General features: G+C 35.5%; 15 protein-coding genes. 2 read left to right on the top strand and 13 right to left on the bottom strand.

The features are described from left to right. Window positions 1–95: 95 nt before the first annotated feature. The 4 genes from E5D58_RS10090 to E5D58_RS10075 form a co-directional block, all read right to left on the bottom strand. Complete coding sequence (locus E5D58_RS10090) at window positions 96–1,412, bottom strand: TolC family protein (protein WP_136481734.1); 1,317 nt, start codon at window positions 1,410–1,412, stop codon at window positions 96–98. Beyond that, entirely contained in the window at window positions 1,402–4,599 is a 3,198-nt protein-coding gene (locus tag E5D58_RS10085; protein WP_136481733.1) for an efflux RND transporter permease subunit, read from the bottom strand. Before E5D58_RS10085 ends, E5D58_RS10090 begins: the two co-directional genes overlap by 11 nt. Further along, window positions 4,600–5,730 (bottom strand): efflux RND transporter periplasmic adaptor subunit, encoded by a 1,131-nt coding sequence (locus tag E5D58_RS10080; RefSeq protein ID WP_136481732.1) that lies wholly within the window; start codon window positions 5,728–5,730, stop codon window positions 4,600–4,602. Window positions 5,731–5,806: 76 nt separating this feature from the next. Continuing rightward, entirely contained in the window at window positions 5,807–7,714 is a 1,908-nt protein-coding gene (locus E5D58_RS10075; RefSeq protein WP_136481731.1) for an ABC transporter ATP-binding protein, read from the bottom strand. A gap of 85 nt (window positions 7,715–7,799) precedes the next feature. On the opposite strand from E5D58_RS10075, the gene E5D58_RS10070 reads away from it, so the two are divergent. After that, on the top strand, window positions 7,800–8,183 hold the full coding sequence (locus E5D58_RS10070) for a DUF983 domain-containing protein (RefSeq protein WP_136481730.1): 384 nt from the start codon (window positions 7,800–7,802) through the stop codon (window positions 8,181–8,183). Between the two features lie 117 nt (window positions 8,184–8,300). On the opposite strand, the gene E5D58_RS10065 is transcribed toward E5D58_RS10070, so the two are convergent. The 9 genes from E5D58_RS10065 to E5D58_RS10025 all read right to left on the bottom strand — a co-directional run bounded on the left by E5D58_RS10065 (window position 8,301) and on the right by E5D58_RS10025 (window position 19,677). Next, complete coding sequence (locus E5D58_RS10065) at window positions 8,301–9,344, bottom strand: NAD(P)/FAD-dependent oxidoreductase (RefSeq protein ID WP_136481729.1); 1,044 nt, start codon at window positions 9,342–9,344, stop codon at window positions 8,301–8,303. 93 nt (window positions 9,345–9,437) lie between these two features. Continuing rightward, on the bottom strand, window positions 9,438–10,328 hold the full coding sequence (gene porN, locus E5D58_RS10060) for a type IX secretion system ring subunit PorN/GldN (protein WP_136481728.1): 891 nt from the start codon (window positions 10,326–10,328) through the stop codon (window positions 9,438–9,440). Between the two features lie 58 nt (window positions 10,329–10,386). Continuing rightward, window positions 10,387–11,946, bottom strand: a complete 1,560-nt coding sequence (gene porM, locus E5D58_RS10055) for a type IX secretion system motor protein PorM/GldM (RefSeq protein ID WP_136481727.1) — start codon at window positions 11,944–11,946, stop codon at window positions 10,387–10,389. 55 nt (window positions 11,947–12,001) lie between these two features. Continuing rightward, window positions 12,002–12,637: a type IX secretion system motor protein PorL/GldL gene (gene porL / locus E5D58_RS10050; protein WP_136481726.1), complete on the bottom strand. Its 636-nt coding sequence runs from the start codon at window positions 12,635–12,637 to the stop codon at window positions 12,002–12,004. A gap of 145 nt (window positions 12,638–12,782) precedes the next feature. Further along, window positions 12,783–14,144, bottom strand: a complete 1,362-nt coding sequence (gene porK / locus E5D58_RS10045; protein ID WP_235835893.1) for a T9SS ring complex lipoprotein PorK/GldK — start codon at window positions 14,142–14,144, stop codon at window positions 12,783–12,785. Between the two features lie 162 nt (window positions 14,145–14,306). Next, on the bottom strand, window positions 14,307–15,473 hold the full coding sequence (locus E5D58_RS10040; RefSeq protein WP_136481724.1) for a formimidoylglutamase: 1,167 nt from the start codon (window positions 15,471–15,473) through the stop codon (window positions 14,307–14,309). Between the two features lie 5 nt (window positions 15,474–15,478). Beyond that, entirely contained in the window at window positions 15,479–17,983 is a 2,505-nt protein-coding gene (gene topA / locus E5D58_RS10035) for a type I DNA topoisomerase (RefSeq protein ID WP_136481723.1), read from the bottom strand. Window positions 17,984–18,126: 143 nt separating this feature from the next. Then, a complete protein-coding gene (locus tag E5D58_RS10030) occupies window positions 18,127–18,897 on the bottom strand; it encodes a hypothetical protein (protein ID WP_136481722.1) in 771 nt (256 codons plus the stop codon). A 12-nt stretch (window positions 18,898–18,909) separates the two neighbouring features. After that, a complete protein-coding gene (locus E5D58_RS10025; protein ID WP_136481721.1) occupies window positions 18,910–19,677 on the bottom strand; it encodes a hypothetical protein in 768 nt (255 codons plus the stop codon). A 237-nt stretch (window positions 19,678–19,914) separates the two neighbouring features. On the opposite strand from E5D58_RS10025, the gene miaB reads away from it, so the two are divergent. Further along, the gene (gene miaB, locus E5D58_RS10020; protein ID WP_136481720.1) at window positions 19,915–21,363 is read left to right on the top strand and encodes a tRNA (N6-isopentenyl adenosine(37)-C2)-methylthiotransferase MiaB; all 1,449 of its coding nucleotides are present in this window, start codon (window positions 19,915–19,917) and stop codon (window positions 21,361–21,363) included. Window positions 21,364–21,369: the final 6 nt, after the last annotated feature.

Here is a 21,369-nt window from a genome sequence, read left to right as displayed (position 1 = left end):
TTTATTCGACGAAATACATGTAATTTTAACATTTTAATTTCATTTGTCGAGCTATATATTTTTGCAACTTGAAGCTTACTAACGAAAACTTTGTGCTAAAACGCCACATTGAGCAACTCCCCACTAATTTGTAGCATTTCTAATTCTGCAATTTTAGCAAAGTACCTTGCCCTATTACAATTTATCTCTGCGTTAAGTAAATTAACCTGAGCTAACCTAAATTCCACAAAACTAATCTGACCAAGTCTAAACTTTTCCTGTGTCCTATTAAAGTTGTTTTGTGAGGTTTTAATATTCCGTTCTTCTAGTTTGTAAATCTCTAAACGGTTTTGGTAATTATCCCAGGCATTATTAAAATCTCTACTTAAAGTTACTTGAATTTCTTCTTTTCTAATTTCCTGAGCTTCTAGATTAACTTTGGCATTTTTTACTCTAGTAATGGTACTGCCTCCATCAAATAAATTCCAACGTAAATTAAGCCCGCCAGAAATCCCAGTATTTGTTGAGGTTGCAACAAAGGCCGCTGCATTGTTATTATTTCTATTCCACCCATAACTTCCTATTAAACCTATTGTTGGTAAATAAGCCGATTTTTCAGCTTTAATGCCATAGGAGCTAATTGCAATATTTTTTTCAGCTTGCAGCAGGCTTACATTATTGAGTAAGGTCTTTTTAAATAATTCCTCCTTGTTATATATATTATTAAAACTCACAAAGGTATCTATATCAAACCCCTCTGCTAAAACATTTCCAAGTACTAAATTTAAATCCCGTTTAGAATTTCGCAATTGTTGTTCGGTATTCATAACCGTAATGCTATCATTATTTACGTCGACCTCAGCACTAAGTACGTTAAGCTTTGTACTTTGTCCATAATCAAACTGATATTCTGCACGTTGTAACCTATCCTTTGAAACGCTTAAAGTTTGATTGAGTGCCTTTACATTTTCTGTAAGCTCCGCCACATTAAAATATACTGTAAATAGCTGTAACATGGTGAGTTCAATGGTTTCTCGGGCTTGCAACTCTGTTAATTGCTCAACGCCTTTTAGCTGCTTATAATTGTATGATCTTCCTAAACCATCAAACAATACATAATTTAAATCTACAGAGGCATTATACCTAGAACTTTCTGCGCCATTTAGAACAGCCACTCTACCATCGGCAAACTCTGCTTCGGTATTATCTCTATTGTATATAGCACCAGCATTTCCAGTAACTGAAGGCAAATAACCTGAGTTTAATATATCGGCATTATTCTTGGCTATTTCAACGTCAGTATTTATAAGTTTAATACCATAGTTATTTTCTAGGGCCAAGGCCACAGCTTCCTTTTGCGTTAGTATATTTTGTGCAAACAATGGAAATTGAACCATTAGAAGCATATAAAAAAAGTGTAATTTAATGCTCATGCTCTTCTTTTTGTTCTTTTATAGCGCGTTCTACTTCTTCTTTAGTTATGTTCCGTCCAGTAACTAACCATTTTGTGTTTTTCTTAATGTCATTACTAAAGGCCAAAAATAAAGGCAACACTAATAGGGTTAAAACTGTAGCATAGGCTATTCCGAACGATATGGAAATAGCCATCGGCTTTAAAAACTGTGCTTGCCTACTCTTTTCTAGCAGCAAAGGTGCTAAACCAGCAACGGTTGTTAAAGATGTTAAAAAAATAGCTCTAAATCGAGATTTTCCTGCTTCGGAAAGCGCCACATCAAACGATTTGCCATCTCGAAGATTACTGTTGAATTTACCAATTAAAACCAACCCATCATTAACCATAATCCCAATCAAGGCTATAATACCCAACAAGGACAAAACATTTACAGAAAAACCAAGGAGCCAATGTCCCCAAGCCACGGCTGTTAAACTAAAGGGCACTAACAACAATAAGAGAATAGGCTGGCTATAGCTTCTAAACGTAAAGGCAATCGTTATATAAATTAAAATTAAGATAGGAATACCAGCACTCCCCAATGAATTAGATAGTTTAGTAGCCTCCCTGTTCTGGCCTTCAAAAGACGCGGTAATGGTAGGGTATCGCGATTGAATTTCTGGAATCACATTATTCCTTATATCATCAAGAATATCGGTGGCACTGCTACTTGGGTCTTTTAAATCTGCAGACACCTGAATTTCTCGTTTCCCTAATAAATGATTGATAGCCACATCGCCCCGCTCTATGGTGTAGTTGGCTATGTCTTTTAAAACAACTCTATCGCCTGCCGGGGTTATAATACGCATATCGTCGAGATTGTTAATAGACTCTCTATTCGCCCTATCGTACCGCACCCAAACCTTTATTTCGTCTTGCCCTCGTTGGAATCGTTGTGCTTGAACACCAAAAAATCCAGCTCTTATCTGGGTCATAACAGCTCTTAAATCTAATCCTAAAAGGTAAGCACTTTCCTTTAGTTCCAACCTAATTTCTTTGATTCCAGCAGGGTCGTTGTCTTCTATATCTTTTAACAGTGGATTAGACTTTAAGACACGCTTCAATTCTGTCTTTGCTGCTTTAAGATCTTTAATATCATTGCTCAATAGAGAAACAGAAACAGGACTACCTCCAAAGTTTCCCCCAGAACCAAAAATTAAACGTTCTGTACCTATTATTGGTCCAACTACAGCGCGTAGTCTATTTGCAACCATTCGTGAATTGATTGCATCTGGCCTTTCCTCACCAGGTAACATATTAATTTGTAAACGCGCACTCGAAGAGCTATTTAGCGATAAAATTGTATTTTCAAACAGTTCCTTGCCTGTACCCTTTAAATATTCTTCTGTCAGTTCTCGATTAACGATATACGATTTTTGTTCAATCATAGAAATGATAGAATCTGTTATCTTCACATTGGTTCCGTTAGGCATATCTAATTCAATGGACACCGTATCGCTTGCTATGGAAGGGAATAAAGTTACGCCAATAATACCTCCTCCAATTGATCCAAAGGTTAAAACCAAAAGCGCTACAAAAATACCCAGTGCTAACATTTTAAACTTGAGAACAAAATCTAATGTTGGACTGTATACCTTATCTCTAAGAAAGGCCATAATCCGGTCTCCTACTTTATTTATTGATCGCATTTTGGAAAAGAACCTCTTCATTTTGGAAGGGTTTTCTTCTGGAGCAGGTTTCCTGAGGGCTTTTGAATGAGCCAAATGCGCAGGTAAAATAATTAATGCCTCTATTAATGAGACCGCTAAAGTGAGAATAACAACCACCGAAACTTCACTAAAATACTCCCCTATTCTGCTGTCTAAAAACAAAAACAATGAGAAGGCCAGTAATGTTGTTATGATAGCAGACACTACTGGTGGGATAACTTCCATCGTACCATCTATGGCAGCTTGAATAGGTGACTTGCCTTTTTCGTAATGCTGATATATATTCTCTGCGATTACAATACCATCATCCACCAAAATACCAATTACGATTATCATGCCAAATAACGATAGTACGTTAATGGTAACATCAAATTGGCCTGCAAAAATAAACATCCCTAAAAATGACACAGGTAACCCAAACGCCACCCAAAATGCCAAGCGCGTATTGAGAAATAACGATAAAAATATTAAAACCAAAATAATCCCTGTGATAGCATTTTCTATGAGAAGTTCTGTTCTTTGTGTTAAAGTTATGGACCGGTCTCGAATAACATCAAGTCGAACGTTGTTATGACTCTGATTGTATGCTTCGATATATTTTACCACTTTTTGGGCAGACGATACTAAATCTTCATTATTGGTACTGGTTACTGTAACGTTAACGGATAACTCCTCATTAAAAAAGGTAGCTCTTGGTGTTTCAGAAAAACGATCTCTTATAACAGCAACATCTTTGAGCCTTATAACTCTACCATCGCGATCTGCCCTTATTATGATATTGGAGAGCTCGTCCCCATAATAAGAGCGGTTGTTAGCCCTAATCAAATACTCTTCAGCATTTGTTTTAATATTTCCTCCCGTAACCAAAATATTCGAAGTACTTACTGCATCTGAGACCTCCCTGAAAGAGAGGTTATATGCAAGTAAACTGGACTCATTAACGGCTATTTCAATTTCTTCATCTGGATAACCGGTTATTTCAATTTGTGAAATGCCATCAATAGCTCTTAAATCTCCCTCTATTTGTCTTCCAATAGTTTTTAAAGTACTTAAGGGAATATTTTCACCGCTTACAGCAAACGAAATAGTTGGTCTTACAGATTCTCGCTTTGCGACGACAAGCGGCTCCATGCCTGTTGGAAATGATGGTACGCGATCTACGGCATTTTTAACCTCCAAAAGCATGAAGTCAATATCTTCATCCTTGTCTATTTCAACGGTTATTACACCGCTGTTTTCTCTAGATACAGATGTTACCCGATCGACCCCCTCTAAACCTTTTAAGTTATCTTCTATTTTTAGTACGATACCCTCTTCTATCTCCTGAGGCGAGGCTCCTGGGTACGTAATATTTATATTTATGGTTATGGTGTCCACTAAAGGGAAAAAAGAGGACTTTAAAGAACGCATACCAATAACTCCAAAAGCCAAAAAAGCTAAGAGAAAAACATTAACCGCAACATGGTATTTTATAAAATAAGCTATTAACTTTCTCATCTATTTATCAGCTTTTTTTCTTGAAGACTTGAAAGGCTTAACCAACATACCCGCATAAGCTCCTGGCACCGGTTTCTTTAAAATAATAGTCCCATTGGGAATGTCTTTTAAAACGACCTTTGTTTCTGAAAAATGAACTGGTTTGGCATCGATTAAGTCTAAAATACTATCCTTAACAACAAATACCTGCTGACTTTCTAGCAACAAATTTCTATCTACTTCAATAGCATCTTGTTCTTCCTTTGCATCTAATTTAGCCTCCAGATACATCCCTTCCTTAAGATTATCATCTGCAACCTCTATAAAGGCTGTGATGGTTTGCGTTGCCATATCTATGCTTCCGTTCACTCGTGAAACTGTCCCTTTATAAAATTCTGTACCATCCAAGTTATTCAATTTTACAGACTCTCCTACTTTAAGTAAACTGGCATAACTTTTACTAAGAGCCACCTCCATTTCATATTTAGATGGGTCTATAAACTCACCTAATTTTTGACCAGAACGAATTAAAGACCCCTCGGTAACTAAAGCTTGGGTAAGTATTCCTGTAAAAGGAGCAGAAATAGCATATTTTGAAAGACGTTGTTCTAAGTTTTTTACATTATAATAACTGGATACAATACCTCTACCGGTTATAAAATAGTTCTCTTTATCGGACGTTATTTTAGGTAATTTCGGTGTTGTTTTGTTCAAATCGAAACTTAACAAATAGTCTTTCCACTTTTCAAAAACATCAGGAAAATCGAGTCGTAAATCGGGCATAATGGCTGCCAGCGTATTATACAAATCACTCTTTGCAGCTTGTACACTAGCAAAATACTCTGAAGCATCTATGGTTATTAGGGGCTCTCCCTTTCTATAGGTTTGACCAGGTTTAAAAAACTTTCTTGATGGCTGAAAAACCCCTTGCACCTCAGCAAATAGCTCCACTCTGCGTTTGGCAACCAAATTTCCGTTTGCCGGAATGATTATTTTAACAGTTTCGTTGTTTACCGTATCCACCAAGACAGTTTTTACAACTTTTTCCTTAACTGGTCTAGGTTTATTTTTATTAGCAATTAATGTTACGGCAATATAATAGGAAGCAGCAATTAGAAGAAGTCCAATTGCAGATAGAATAAGTTTTCGCATGTGTTATTTTGATGGTCTAGCCAACAAAATTACCGAATATATGTGCCTTTAAAGTTAAAAAAAAGCTAAAAAGACTTTAGCTTATGTCTTCTAACTGCATTTGAATACGTTCCCATTTCTCCATTAAAGATTCCAAATCCTTCTTTTTATTTTGGTAATCATCAAAAAAGTTTGGTTTTGATGCCGTTTCCTCATAATTAATTTCAAGCTCTAAATCGATTGCCTTAATGTCGCGCTCTAATTGATTAATCTTAGATTCCACATTACTTAATTTATTATTTAAAGATTTAAGTTTCTTTTGATCCTCATAAGAAGTTTGCTTCTTAACTTTGGGGGTTTCCTTTACAACCGTACGCTTTTCAACTTCCCTTAAACTCTCAACTTTACGCTGCTCTAGGTAAAAATCAATATCTCCTAAATATTCTTTTAGTTTATGATCTTTAAATTCATATACAATATTGGTAAGTCCTTGTAAAAAATCGCGGTCATGTGACACTACAATTAGCGTGCCTTCGTAACGTTTCAAAGCCTCTTTTAGAACATTCTTAGATTTAATATCTAGATGATTGGTAGGCTCATCCATAATAAGCACATTAAACGGCTGCAACATCAACTTAGCTAGGGCCAGTCGGTTTCGTTCCCCACCAGATAAAACTCTTACATATTTTTCTACCTCATCGCCCCTAAACAAAAAGGATCCTAATATGTCCCGTACTTTACTCCTATTGGTTTCGTTGGCTGCATCAATCATGGTATCATGCACCGTTTTATTACCATCTAGATATTCTGCCTGGTTTTGTGCGAAATAACCAATTTGAACATTATGCCCTAACTTTAACGCACCATCGTGTGTTATATCTCCAACAATAATCTTAGCTAAAGTAGACTTACCTTGACCGTTTTGTCCAACAAATGCTGTTTTCGTATCTCTTTCAATAAGCAAATCAACTTTAGATAACACTTGGTTATTCCCATAGTTTTTCGATACATTATCTGCTTCGACAACCACTTTACCGGGGGTAACCGATACCGGAAAATTAAGGGTCATGACGCTATTATCATCCTCGTCAACTTCAATTCTATCAATCTTATCTAGCTTTTTAATGAGTGACTGTGCCATCGTAGCTTTTGAGGCTTTGGCTCTAAACTTTTCAATAAGTTTTTCTGTTTGCTCAATTTGTTTTTGCTGATTTTTTTGAGAGGCTAATTGTTGTGTTCTTAATTCTTTTCTAAGCACCAAATATTTTGAATAGGGCTTGGGGTAGTCGTATATTCTTCCTAATGATATTTCAATCGTTCTATTAGTTACATTATCTAGAAACATTTTATCATGCGACACAATAACGACAGCCCCCGCATAATTTTTCAAAAACCCTTCCAACCATATAATAGATTCTATATCCAAATGGTTTGTTGGCTCATCCAATAACAGAATATCATTGTTTTGAAGCAGTAATTTGGCCAACTCTATTCGCATGCGCCATCCGCCAGAGAAGGTATCTGTAAGTTTATCAAAATCTTGACGCTTAAAACCTAAGCCTTGTAGTATTTTTTCTGTATCCCCCTGATAATTATAACCTCCTAAAATTTCATACTGATGTTGTAATTCATTAATATCGATCATGAGCTGATTGTATCCTTCGCTTTCATAATCTGTTCTTTCAGCCATTTCAGTATTAACAGCATCCATCTTCGCTTCCAGAGTTTTTATTTCTGTGAATGCTTGGTATGCTTCTTCGAGAACTGTTCTACCTAAAATAAAGTCTATATCTTGCTTTAAAAACCCAATATTCAGCGTTTTATCAGAAGCTATTTGTCCCGTATCTGGTTCTAGCTCTTTTGATAAAATTTTAAGCATGGTCGATTTACCTGCCCCATTTTTTCCAATTAACCCCACTCTGTCCCCATTACCTAGTTTAAATGTAATATCTTCAAACAGGTATTCGCCTTGAAATGAAATCGATAAATTATGAATGTTCATCATAGAAATGTAACTTTTATCACAGTGCATAACGGTTTAAGTAGTATTTTTGCACTGTAATTGCGCTTGCAAAAGTACGTTAAATTATATGTTTAAAAAAGGCTCAAAATTGTATAGCATATTCACTGGCTGTTGTCCAAAATGCCATGAGGAATCTATGTTTATAAACAAAAACCCTTACATTTTATCGCAAGCTCTAGATATGCACGACACCTGCTCTAACTGCGGGACTAAATATAAAATAGAGCCCTCTTTTTTTTACGGCTCCATGTATGTTAGTTATGCTGTTGGTATTGCCTTTGCTGTTGCCGCCTTTGTGATTTCCTTTTTTGTTTTTAACGCGGGTATTGATACTGTTTTTATATCGATAGTAGGGACCCTTATTATATGTATGCCTATTATTTTGAGGCTCTCAAGGAATATTTGGATTAACTTTTTTATGAGTTATGACAAGTCCTTAGCTAAAAAATAAAAATTATAGCTTTCTTTAAAAGAAACATTTTTTAGTGTTTAACTAATAGCCCTTATAGACTTTGCCTAGATAATGGACTAACACCTATTATTTCACATCCTCTAGTATTAGCCACAATTATGAAAACCTAACAATATCGATTTCTTTTTCTAAAGGTTTATTGTTTTCTATAAAATCAAAGAGTTGCTTTGCTACATACGGTCCAATCATAACGCCTCGTGTACCTAAACCATTAAGAACAAATAATTGTTTATGGACCAAATGCCTTCCTACTAGTGGGCGCCTGTCTTTTACTGTAGGCCTAACTCCGGCAACTTGGTCAATCACTTCAAAAGAACAATTTATTAGGCCTTGTAGTTTATTTAAAAGTTCTTCTTTAGCACATTCTGTGGGACTTTGACTTAAATCTTTCCATTCATAGGTTGCTCCTACTATATACTTATCATCTCCCAAAGGAATAAGAAAGGCACCCGACTTTAAAACAAAGTCTATCTTTAATTGAGGCGCATAAATAACTAATAACTCCCCCTTTGCTGGATTTAGTGGCAAGTCTTTAAAATATGGATTGCGCTTAATACCATATCCCTCAGAAAATACAACATTACTTGCCGAAAACTGTTCATATTGCACACCTGTTTCTGAAAAACTTAAAGCATCATATTGAAAAGATTCTTGAAATAATATGCCTTGACTTAGGAGATGTGCCTTGTACGCTTGTATCATAGCCTTAACATCTATTCGGCCAGTTTGTAACACTTTGCCAAACCCAAATGGCGCTTCAATATACGGGTTGTTATTTCTAATAATCTCTGAAGATAAAAATCCAGAAAGCCCAAGTTTATCGGAAGCAGAAAACCAATCGTTTTGCTCTTCGATAGACGCAAACCGTCTGTAAACTGGTATTTTATAGTCCAACTTTATTTGAAGCTCCTTTTCTATACTTGCGTAAAGTGGCAGGGCCAAATTTAATTGTTCCTTACTCTTCCAAACAGAAGTAAACCGTTTTAAAACAACTGGGTTATATAAGCCTCCAGCAACTCTAGAAGATTTTTGCGATGCATCGTCGAATACCACAAAAGTTTTATTATTAGTTTTTAAAAACTCGCAAAAACTAATTCCAGCAATTCCTAAACCAACTATTATATAATCTACTTGTTTCATTTGTTGCGAAGATACTTAGATTATCAGTTATAATACGCATTAAAAAAAACGCCCGCAAAAAGCGGGCGTTAAACTTATTTATTTTTTCATGGCCTAATACGTCCACATATCAAGTTCGAAATCTCTAATCTTGCTCTTAATTCGTTCAGACTCTAATAATTGCATCAATGCATTTTCAGACACATATTCTGAAATAGCGCGGTCTCCTTGCACATTCTCTTCGCGGAAAATATACCCTTGAAAACGTCTGGCATTTAACAAATGATCAAAAGAAAAAGGCATTGAACTGTTTGAATCGTTAAAAGACTTAGCTTCATGCAATACCTCTCTGGCATCTGGGAACCAAACCCAAAATAAAGGTACTAAGTCTGGCTCTGCTTCATCAATAAAGTTAACGTCTGGAGCTACTGGAGCAATCCCTAACAATCTGTACTTCATTTCTGCCTGACGTTTGTCAAAATACCAAAGACCCTTTACATGGTATTCTTTGATATCGGCTGCAGCAATGGTTCTTTTGTTAATATACTCGGCAGACAACTCTTCTCCTGCATTTAATTGTTCTATACCTAACTCGGTTGTATCTACCATAGTAAGAGCAGACTCAATGTCTTTAAGCGTTCTTTTTGTGGTAAAATAAGAATCATCATAAATGTTTTTAATTTTACCATTTTTGATGTTTTTCATGAGTACATCATATAAACAACGTCTATCGCTGCCAATATTATTAGTATCAACTGGGTAATATAATGGGAAGTTAACGCGCTCATCAAGCACTACTTTCTCCCAAACCATTTTAGAAAACAGGATGTCTCTATCATCAACATACCCATACTCCAATGGCTTATCATTATCTACCGCCTTTTGACTTTCAGTTCTAACACCAATTTCATCAGGACTCTTAGCATTAAGAATATTAGCTTGAGCAAATACCCCTGATACTGTAAAAACAGTTGCTGCGGTTAATAAAAAACTTTTTAACTTCATCTTATTCTTTTTTACATATTTATTCTAAGGCAACGGCCATAAGGCCATTGCCTTTAGTTTAATTTGTTAACTCAACAAAAACCGGCGATACCTTTTTAAGAATAACACTTACACCACTAGCTTTTGCTTCAATATCAAATATTTGAACACCAGATCCTCTTTTCGCTTTAGCTAAAGCTTTTTGAGCTCTACTATCTAACTTATTTCCTTTAACATTGATAGTAGGTTGTCCTGGCACTTTAAATTTAAACCCTGTTACACGTAATGGTAGTTCAAAATCGAAATCATCGAACTTAGCACCGATAGTAGAAATTTTAAGACTATTACGTTGCATTTTTAAGGCACCATCCTCGCCTCTTACCGTACCTGTTGGTTTTGGTAAATCTTTAATTCTGAATTTAGCGTTATCACTAACTTTTCCTCCGTCTGGCAAAGTACCCGTTACATTGATTGTAACCTCTCTACCTTTAACTCTTGTAGCATCCATTACATATTTGCTACCACCAGCTCTCGATAAACCTTGCGCACTAGCATTTACTTTATTATCTGGAATACCAGCAAATGAAATAGTCATAGGGTTTTTAACACCACGATACACCACATTCATTTTATCGGCAGAAATAGTTGCAGCGTTTGGTTTCGCAACTGTAGCAAAAGAAGAACTCACAGGAACCTCAATTTCTTCTCCATCTTGAGCAAAAATTAATTTACCTTCTATTTTATGTTCTCCAACACCACCTGTTCCAACTTTCAACTTCACTTTACCGTCTTCAATAGAGTACTGTTCAGGCGTTAGTTTGCGACCATCTAGTGTTAATTCAACTCTATTTGGTTTTGTACTAGCATCTTTACGTCCTAAAACAATCTGTCCATCGAACTTTTCTCCGTTAAAGTAAGCTGATTTTGATGTTTCTAAAAGTGTGGTATAGTTGGTCATAGATGCAACAGCACTTAACTGACCTTCTAACATTTTAGATAAAATCTCAGATTCGGTGGTTTTGATATCTGCCTGAAGTTGCGTCATTTTTGTTAAAGAAGCTACTAAAGGAAAACCTTTATAATGATAATCTAACCAGTTTACGTTAATCCCATCTCTGTTTTTAACTTCGTCGGTATTAAATTTCTCTTCCACTTCTTTGATGATATGATCCATACCCTCCTCAGTTTTAAGAATGTTAACAACACCATCTCTAAACCCGTTAATGTGACCTAAAAAGGCTTGACCTTCTTCTTTAATTTTGTCTCCTTTAAAAAAGTTTTCATCAAGGTAATCGCCTTTGTCCATGATCTCATAATCTGTAGGATCATCAATTTTGGCCGTCATTTTACCTTTTAACTCCTCTAAATAGCTATCAAACTCAGTAGCTAATCTATCTATTTGATCTGCTTTAGATTTAAGCTCTTTATAGTTCTCAGACTCGCTAGCTTTTACTTCTAAGCTTGCCATGAAACTATCGTTTCTTAACTCGGTCGCTGCATTGGACTTCGTTAATTTTTCGTTCATTAATCCGAAGGCCGAAAGCACTTCTTTTGACATATTTAAAGCTAGCATGGCTATAAATATTAAATACATCAGATTAATCATTTTCTGTCTAGGTGATAAATTTCCTCCTGCCATGTTAATTAAGTTTTTGGTTAATTAATAATAAAATTTGAGATTATTAATTCCCTAATTATTTATTCATAGCAGATAACATACCTCCGTAAACACCATTTAATGATGATAAGTTAGAAGCTAAAGACTTCATTTGTTCTTTTAACTTCGCAGCATCTTCTAATGATTCCTCATTAATAGCAGCTTGCTTATTAATACTATCTAACTGAACTTTATACAAGCTATTCAAAGATTCCATTTGAGCAGCAGCTAATGACAATTCTTCGCCATATTTTTTTGTTGCTTCAATGGAGTCTGCAGTTGAAGACATATTTTTTGCAGCACCTTCAAAGTTTTTAATACTTTCTCCTAGACTAGCAATTAATTCTCCATCTATTTTAGCTTCTTTCAATAGGTCATCTAATTTTTTAGATAATAACCCTTGAGCATCTTCTTTTTGATTTTTTTCTGCAGATTGTCCTCCTGCCAATTCAGGATATACTAAAGACCAATCTAAATCTTCATCAACAGGTTCAAATGCTGATAAAGCAAAAATAATCGCCTCGGTTACAAGACCTAGAGTTAACATTACGTTTCCTGTAAGAGGACCAATTTCAAAATGAATAATCTTGAATAAGGCACCAACAATTACAATTGCTGCTCCTAATCCATATGCCATATTCATAAATTTCTTACTTGCTTTTGACTTTGCCATAATTTTCGGTTTTTAATTTAAGTAGATTCTACTTAAGTAGGTTGATTAATAAATAATGTTTATTTCGATGTATCTGTCTTAAGCCAGGTTTTAATGGTTATATTCAAACACATCTTCTTGGTTATTGATTTGGATTTAATTCAAATTATTTACCGCTACTGGTTACTTTTGTCCCCATGTAATCTTGAACGGTTCTAAAACCTATGTAACTTCTTGCTGAATCAGCATATTCGTAATCTCTTGAACTTACCTGTAAAAAGTATGCCACATCTTTCCATGATCCACCTCTAACAATTTTACGTTGGTTATCTGCATCATTAACACTTGGGTTAATCGTTGATGTATGTTCGTAAGATGACGGGTCGTAGGAAGCATTTACCCATTCTGAGACGTTACCAGCCATATTATATAAATTATAATCATTTGGCTCATACGATCTGGCTTCCACTGTATACAATGCTTGATCTGCAGCATAATCTCCTCTAACAGGCTTAAAGTTTGCCATAAAACAACCTCTATCACTTTTCGTGTAAGGACCACCCCAAGGGTAAGTAGCTGCTTGCAGCCCCCCTCTTGCAGCATACTCCCATTCTGCTTCAGATGGTAATCTAAATGTATTCACATTTGCTGCTCCTTTTTTAGACTTTTGGTAAGTGTTTTTCCAAAGTGTACGCCACTCACAAAAAGCTTTGGCTTGTTTCCAAGTAACACCAACTACAGGATAATCGCTGTAAGCGTCATGCCAAAAGTAGTCGTTATGCATAGGCTCATTATAAGAATACGCAAAGTCTCTAATCCAAACTGTTGTATCTGGATATACCTCAACTTCTTCTTTTATAATAACATCCTTACGCTTTACTCCTCTATTTCGGGCAGCTTCCTGAATATCCATATAATTATACTGAAACTTAAACTTGGTAACATCCCAAGTTCTTTGCCCGTTATAGGACTCTTCAATAGGCAGATACATCGTATCCATTACCTCTGTATAATATTCATCCGGATACTCAGAGGTATCAAAAACTAAGTCAACATCTTTGTTGATTTTTCTTCCTTCATAGCCTGTTGGGCCTAATCCGGTGTAGTTTTCGAACATGTATCTTTCATAAACAGACATGTTAGCCGTATCTGCATCTTTAAATGCATACTCACCTATGCCCCCATCTTCAGGAGTCATTCCAACCTCATCGGCTAGTACAGCAAGTTTCATTCTTACAATGGAGTCTCTTACCCAATTTACAAATTGGCGATACTCACTATTTGTTATTTCTGTAGCGTCCATATAAAAGGCTCTTACAGTCACGGTCTTTGCCGGTGCATCATGGACTCCTGCCAAATCATCGTCGGCTTTACCCATAATAAAAGCACCACCAGGAATAAGTTCCATACCAAATGGTTTTTCGGGGTGCCATTTCTTTCCTTGAACACCTACCAGTTCGCCCCTATCTTTTGAGCCACAACTGACAAGTATTGCTAATAATGCGGTTAATAATACAAACTTCTTCATATCCATAGAAAACTCGAGGTTAATTTATTTAGCTTCATTTACGAGAGCGTAAACATATTTATATATTTCTTAAAAAACAACTATTTATCTAAAAAAATAACATTTCGTCGTAAAAAAAAGGCATTTCACCGATGAAATTAACTGTTTAACTATTTTCTTTCCTTACACACAATTCTTTTGAAACGCTTTAAACCAGCGGTCTGGCACCTTATTATTACAGGCGTCTAGATAATCTTGGTGCATGCATGGTAATAACGTGTGTCTTTTCAATTTATTATTGACTTCAGCCAAAAAAGGAATTTCGATCCACCAACGGCCTGTCTTATTACTCTTATAAAACACAAGCTCTTGAGATTCGACTAGGGTTATAAACTTTTGGTAGTTATTTTCATCTAAAAAATCATCGTCCTTAACTCTATAGTTTACGCCTTCAATAAAATACCAAATAACTTGAGCGATTAACATAGAGGTCATGTCATCATCTTTTGAAGGCTTGTACTCATAAACACCAAAAGAAGTTACCTTATTACTAATCCCTGCGTATCTGGCTATGGCACATATCTCTTTGCCATCTAAGCCGTTTGGCGAATATCTTTGATACAAGCTTAATTCGGATCCTTTAACGGCATTCAAATCAATGCTTACAATATTCGCATCTCGCAAAACAGGTTCAACAACAGTTATATCGCGAGAAACCTCTCCTAATCTGTAAGATTCAAAGTAAAGACTATCCATTAAGTCAATCTCTTCTTGCGAATTGAAATACGTTTGATATCCAATGGTGGCATAATTAAATAGATTAAAGGGCTCATCTAGGATAATCTTTCCAACAAAACTATCATTCTTTATAGGCTTTGTAGAATCACCTAAATTAAACTGTGCATCGATATTTACAATATTAACCATGGGTATCAAATCATCGTAGGCCCTGTAATTGGCATATGTTAAATCTTGCGAACCTCCTAAAATAATAGGGATAACGCGCCTTTTAACCAATATAGACACCGATTCCTTGAGAGCAAAATAAGTATCCTCAACACGCTCTCCTCTATTAATATCTCCCAAATCGGCTACCGAAACATTCCAACTACCAGGAAATAGGCTATAAAAAGACTTTCTTATTTCGTTGAGCTGAAACTCTTCTCCTATATAATTAATGTCATTCCTATTTTCGAGAACTCCTATAATGGCAAGGTGCACGCCTTCTAAATCTGGAATACCATGCTGTGCAGAATGAATTTTAAGTTTTCTTCCTAAAGCCTGCGGTGAAAGTAGTTCGTTATGTGCTAATACCGAATCTGAAACTGGAGAAAGAAAATTAAAATTCATAAATATTATTTCTTTTTAGCGGTTGCTTTGCTTTTAGCCGTTTTTCGTTTGGTTGCTTTCTTTTTTGGCGCATTGACCTCAATAAGTCCCTTTGCCTCTTCAAGTGTCATTTCAGAAACATCCACTGTTTTTGGCAATTCCACTTTTACTTTACCCTTTATGACATTATGCCTACCCCATCTTGCCTTTTCAACTCTTATACCTTCATCTTCCCAATTATGAATAACTTTATCAATCTCCTTCTGAATCTTAGTCTCAATCAATTCTACGATATCAGCATCCGATAAGTTATCCCAATCATATTTCTTGTTTACATTTATAAACATATTGTTCCATTTAATAAATGGTCCAAAACGCCCTTTGCCTTTTTGAACAGGTAGATCCTTATACATATAAATAGGTGCATCTGCCTTTTTCTTTTCTTCTATTAAGACAATGGCGTCATCTAGCTCCACACTTAAAGGATCAGATCCCTTGGGAAGCGATACAAACGCACTACCAAATTTAACATAAGGCCCAAAGCGTCCGTTATTAACTAACACCTCTTCGCCCTCATAATTACCCAGTGTTTTTGGCAACTGAAATAAATCCATAGCCTCTTCATAAGTAATAGTATTTAACTGCTGATCTGGACTTAGACTAGCAAATTGGGGTTTTTCATCATCATCAACAGTCCCAATCTGTACCATAGGACCAAATTTTCCCAATCTAACACTTACTTGTTTTCCGCTCTTTGGGTCTACGCCTAGAATTCTTTCCCCAGACTCCCTATCGGCATTCTCCTTTACATCTTCAACTACAGGATGAAAACTCTTATAAAAGTCTTTCATCATTTTTTTCCAATCTTCGTTTCCTTCTGCAATTTCATCAAAGTCTGCCTCTACCTTAGCGGTAAAATTATAATCTAAAATAGAATCGAAATGATTCACTAGAAAGTCGGTAACAATCATTCCAATATCTGTTGGCACAAGTTTACCTTTATCTGAACCAACTTTTTCGGAGAGCGTTTTATCTTTGACCTCTCCATTTTTTAAAGTTAACTGAGAATACTGACGTTCTTCACCTTCAACGGTTCCTTTTTCTATATAATTTCTGTTCTGAATGGTTGAAATTGTTGGCGCATAAGTAGATGGCCTTCCAATACCCAATTCTTCAAGCTTTTTAACCAAAGAAGCCTCTGTAAATCTTGCCGGTGGCCTTGTGTAACGCTCTGTTGCTGTAATAAAATTATTAATTAACGTCTCATTAGTCCTCATGGCTGGCAACATACCATCTTGTTCTACATGCTCATCATCAGTCCCTTCAAGGTATACCTTTAAAAATCCATCAAAGGTGATAACCTCACCATTTGCAGAAAACGTTTCACCATGCGTAGAAGCACTAATTTTAACATTGGTTCTTTCTAATTCGGCTTCACTCATTTGCGAAGCAATGGCTCTTTTCCAAATTAACTCGTACAACCTCGCTTGATCTCTTTCCATATTTACAGAATGAGCAGCAAAATTAGTGGGGCGAATCGCCTCATGCGCCTCTTGGGCCCCTTTGGCCTTTCCTTTATAGTTTCGTGGCTTACTGTACTTAGCTCCAAAGGCATTTTTAATTTCTTCTTCAGCACCTTGCCTAGCTTCATCAGACAAATTTACACTGTCTGTTCTCATATATGTTATTAAACCAGCTTCATATAAGCGTTGCGCCATGGTCATAGTCTTACTCACAGAAAAATACAACTTACGTGAAGCTTCTTGCTGTAATGTAGATGTTGTAAATGGTGCTGCAGGAGATTTTTTTGCTGGTTTTTTCAGTAAGTCTGCTACCTTAAATTCAGCTTTGGCATTTTGCTCTAAAAACTTGTAAGCTTCTTCTTTTGATGAAAAATTCTTTGGAAGCTTTGCTTTAAAAGTCTTCCCGTCTTCATTGGCAAACTCAGCATCTATTCTATACGAAGCCACAGGCTTGAAGCCTTGTATTTCGCGTTCTTTTTCAACAATTAACCTCACCGAAACAGACTGAACTCTACCAGCTGAGAGTCCTCCTTTTACTTTTCTCCATAATACTGGGGATAATTCGTAACCTACAATTCTATCCAGTACGCGACGTGCTTGTTGCGCATCAACCAAATCATAATCAATCCCTCTTGGGTTTTCAATAGCTTTTTTTATAGCCGACTTTGTAATTTCATGAAAAACAATACGTTTGGTCTTGGCTTTATCTAGTTTTAAAGCTTCAGCTAAATGCCATGCTATAGCCTCTCCTTCGCGGTCTTCATCACTTGCAAGCCATACAGTATCAGCTTTCTTAGCTAAATCTTTTAGCTTTTTTACAACCGCCTTTTTATCCTTTGAAACTTCATATTTTGGATTAAAATCCCCCTCAACATCTACACCAAGCTCTTTAGACGGTAAATCAGAAATATGTCCAAAACTGGACTCTACTTTAAAATCTTTTCCTAGAAATTTTTCAATGGTTTTTGCCTTTGCTGGTGACTCTACTATCACTAAATTCTTCGCCATACTACGTTTTTTGAAGCTACAAATGTATATGAAAAAAAGTTTATCTGTAACATTTTATGGTTTATCTGACTATTATTTTAATACTAAAATCTGCTTTTTGGTTAGCAAAAGACAGTTATTTAACACGTTATTAAGGAATCGATTTAATATTTTCCTATTTCATCAATTGGACTCTTATCATTTAACCCTATAACCTCTTTATAAATACTATAGCAAGGTAAATCAACAAATTGCTGCGTTATATAAATCCCAATAAAACACATTAAAAACCCTATTAGGGAACTCAAAATAGCAGATACAAAAACCAACCCAAAACTTAAGAACCATTTTTTATTTCCAAGTATGAACCCTGCTTTTATTATCTCTGCTGTAGATAAATCTGGATTTAAAGCATATATTAAAGTCATATAATAAATGGGCACAATAACATAAAATACAGGTAGAACACATAACACATATGCCAGTATTAAAATACCAAGTATTTTTAACGATAAACCTATTGTTTTTCTTAGATACGCCTTTCTAAAAAAGAAAAAATAATCGTCTGACGCCTGAGAACCTAACTCTTTGTTTTTAACAATTCTATAAAACGCAGCCTTTAGGGCTAAAGTAACTGTTGCTAGACCAACAAACAAAACAGCAAATAAAAGAACAATGACAATTATAGCGAACGCGCTCATTCCGTGAAATTCAATATCGCCCTCAAAAGTTTCGGCATTGATTACTCCTAAAACCACAGTAGGCACATAAAAAATGAAAAACAACGGTAACGCCAGTACCATACTAAGAAGGTAGGACACCAACCCTTGAAGCCAAACTTTCTTAAACGTATCTAAAGATTTGCTAAAAATATCACCAAAACTTAAAGGCTTTGCCCTTTCAATCTTACGAGTTAATTCAATTAAAGTATTCATACCTCTCCTGCTTTATATTATTGAGTCGTGTTTCCCTATTTGATCAATTTCACTAGTCTCTTCAAAACCAATAACTTCCTTGTAAATAAAATACACGGGAAGGTATATAATAGGAACTGTAAATAGCATTCCAACAACACATAACACAATTCCCAAAGCCCCCAATAAACCGAAGACAAATACAAGTCCAAAAGTTAAAAACCACTTTTTATTACCTAATATAAAACTAGCCTTAATAATCTCCATCTCACTAAGGTTGGGATTATTTGCAAAAATTATTGAGAAATACAACAATGGTACAAACACATAAATAGCTGGAATAATAAATAATAACTGAGCTAGCACCGTAATACCTGTAGAAATCATCCCTAAAGTCAATAGCTTTGAAAAATGAGATTTATTAAAAAAGTAAAAATAGTCGTCTACAACAGTTTCTCCTAAATCAACTTGTTTACAAATCCTATAAAACGCAGAAACTAAAGCCATCGTTATCGTGGTTACCAAAATAGTTTGAGGAATACTATAAACCACATTTAGCGCGTAAAATGAATAGAATGAATCTATATCAAATCCATTGATTAAAAAGTCGTTTTTAGGAGCTAAACCTATAAGCGCGAAAACCATGTTAATTGCAAACGCCAAAATAACTGTTATTAAAAGCATTAAGAAGCCCTTTAAATAGACCTTTTTAAAAAGCGTAATAACTCGATCGAAAATAGTTCCAAAATCAAGCTCTTTTGCTCGTTCAATTTTGTCCATGAGTCTCTCAAACGAATTCATTCATAAATTAATTTTAGACGTTAATGAGGCTAAATGTAAGTGTTTTTTGATTATTTCAGAAATTAGAATTCTCGACACAAAAACATCAGACTATCTAAGACTGTTTAAACAATAGTTTAAGAAAGATGTCATAAATCTTTAAAAATCTCCTACTATTTTAAACTGCCACTTTGTCATAAAATACAAATATATTGTATCTTTGCATGCTTATTGAGCGATAGAGGAAGTTATACAAGTATGGAAAAAGTTATAGACGAAAGTAAACAGGGAGATTCTTTGGTATTAGACCAAAAAGAAGGTAACAAACGAAAACTTTTTATTGAAAGCTATGGATGTGCTATGAATTTTAGCGATAGTGAAATTGTTGCGTCCATAATGGCTAATCAAGGCTTCAATACTACACAAAAGCTTGAAGAGGCCGATCTAGTGTTAGTAAACACCTGTTCAATAAGAGATAAAGCCGAACAAACGGTTAGAAAACGTTTAGAAAAATATAACGCTGTAAAAAGAGACCATAACCCAAAAATGAAGGTTGGAGTTTTAGGCTGTATGGCAGAGCGTTTAAAAACCAAATTTCTTGAGGAAGAAAAGATAGTAGATTTAGTAGTTGGACCTGATGCTTATAAAGATTTACCAAATCTTTTAGCCGAGGTTGATGAGGGCAGAGATGCTATTAATGTAATTCTTTCTAAAGAAGAGACCTATGGAGATATCGCGCCTGTTAGGCTAAACACCAACGGTGTTACAGCATTTGTTTCTATAACTAGAGGTTGTGACAACATGTGTACATTCTGCGTAGTGCCATTTACAAGAGGTAGAGAACGCAGTAGAGATCCACAAAGTATTATTGAAGAAATTAATGATTTATGGAATAAAGGCTATAAGGAAGTTACCTTGCTAGGTCAAAATGTAGACAGCTATTTATGGTATGGTGGTGGACTTAAAAAAGATTTTGTAAAAGCGAGCGATATCCAGAAAGCGACTTCGGTAAATTTTGCTAAACTTTTAGAGCTTTGTGCCTTAGCCCAACCTAAAATGCGCATTAGGTTTTCTACATCCAACCCTCAAGATTTAACCCTTGATGTGGTAGAAACCATGGCTAAATATTATAATATATGTAATCATATTCACTTACCTGTACAAAGCGGCAGTAACAGAATTCTAAAAAAAATGAATCGATTACACACGCGCGAAGAGTATTTTGAATTAATAGATAATATTTATCAGATTATACCGGACTGCGCCATTAGCCAAGATATGATTGTAGGGTTCCCTACTGAAACAGAAGAGGATTTTCAAGATACTGTTTCTTTAATGGAATATGTAAAGTATCACTTTGGCTACATGTTTACCTACTCTGAACGACCAGGAACCATGGCCGGACGCAACATGGAAGACGATGTACCAGAACCTTTAAAAAAACGTAGGCTTGCTGAAATTGTAAAACTTCAACAAGAACATAGCGGCCAAAGAATTAAAGAACATTTAAATACCGTTGTAGAAGTCCTCATTGAGAAAGAATCTAAAAAGTCTAACCTGCATTGGTCTGGTAGAACTCCGCAAAATACCGTTGTTGTTTTCCCAAAAGAAAAATACAAGGTAGGGGATTTAGTAGATGTTAAAACAACTGATTGCACAACAGCAACCCTTATTGGTGAGGCAGTTGGGTATTCGAAAAACAACTAATCAATA

Source organism: Cognatitamlana onchidii, from assembly GCF_004804355.1.
Classification (GTDB): domain Bacteria; phylum Bacteroidota; class Bacteroidia; order Flavobacteriales; family Flavobacteriaceae; genus Cognatitamlana; species Cognatitamlana onchidii.
The sequence above is the reverse complement of the archived record's forward strand: the minus strand, read 5'-3'. Positions and strand labels throughout refer to the sequence as shown.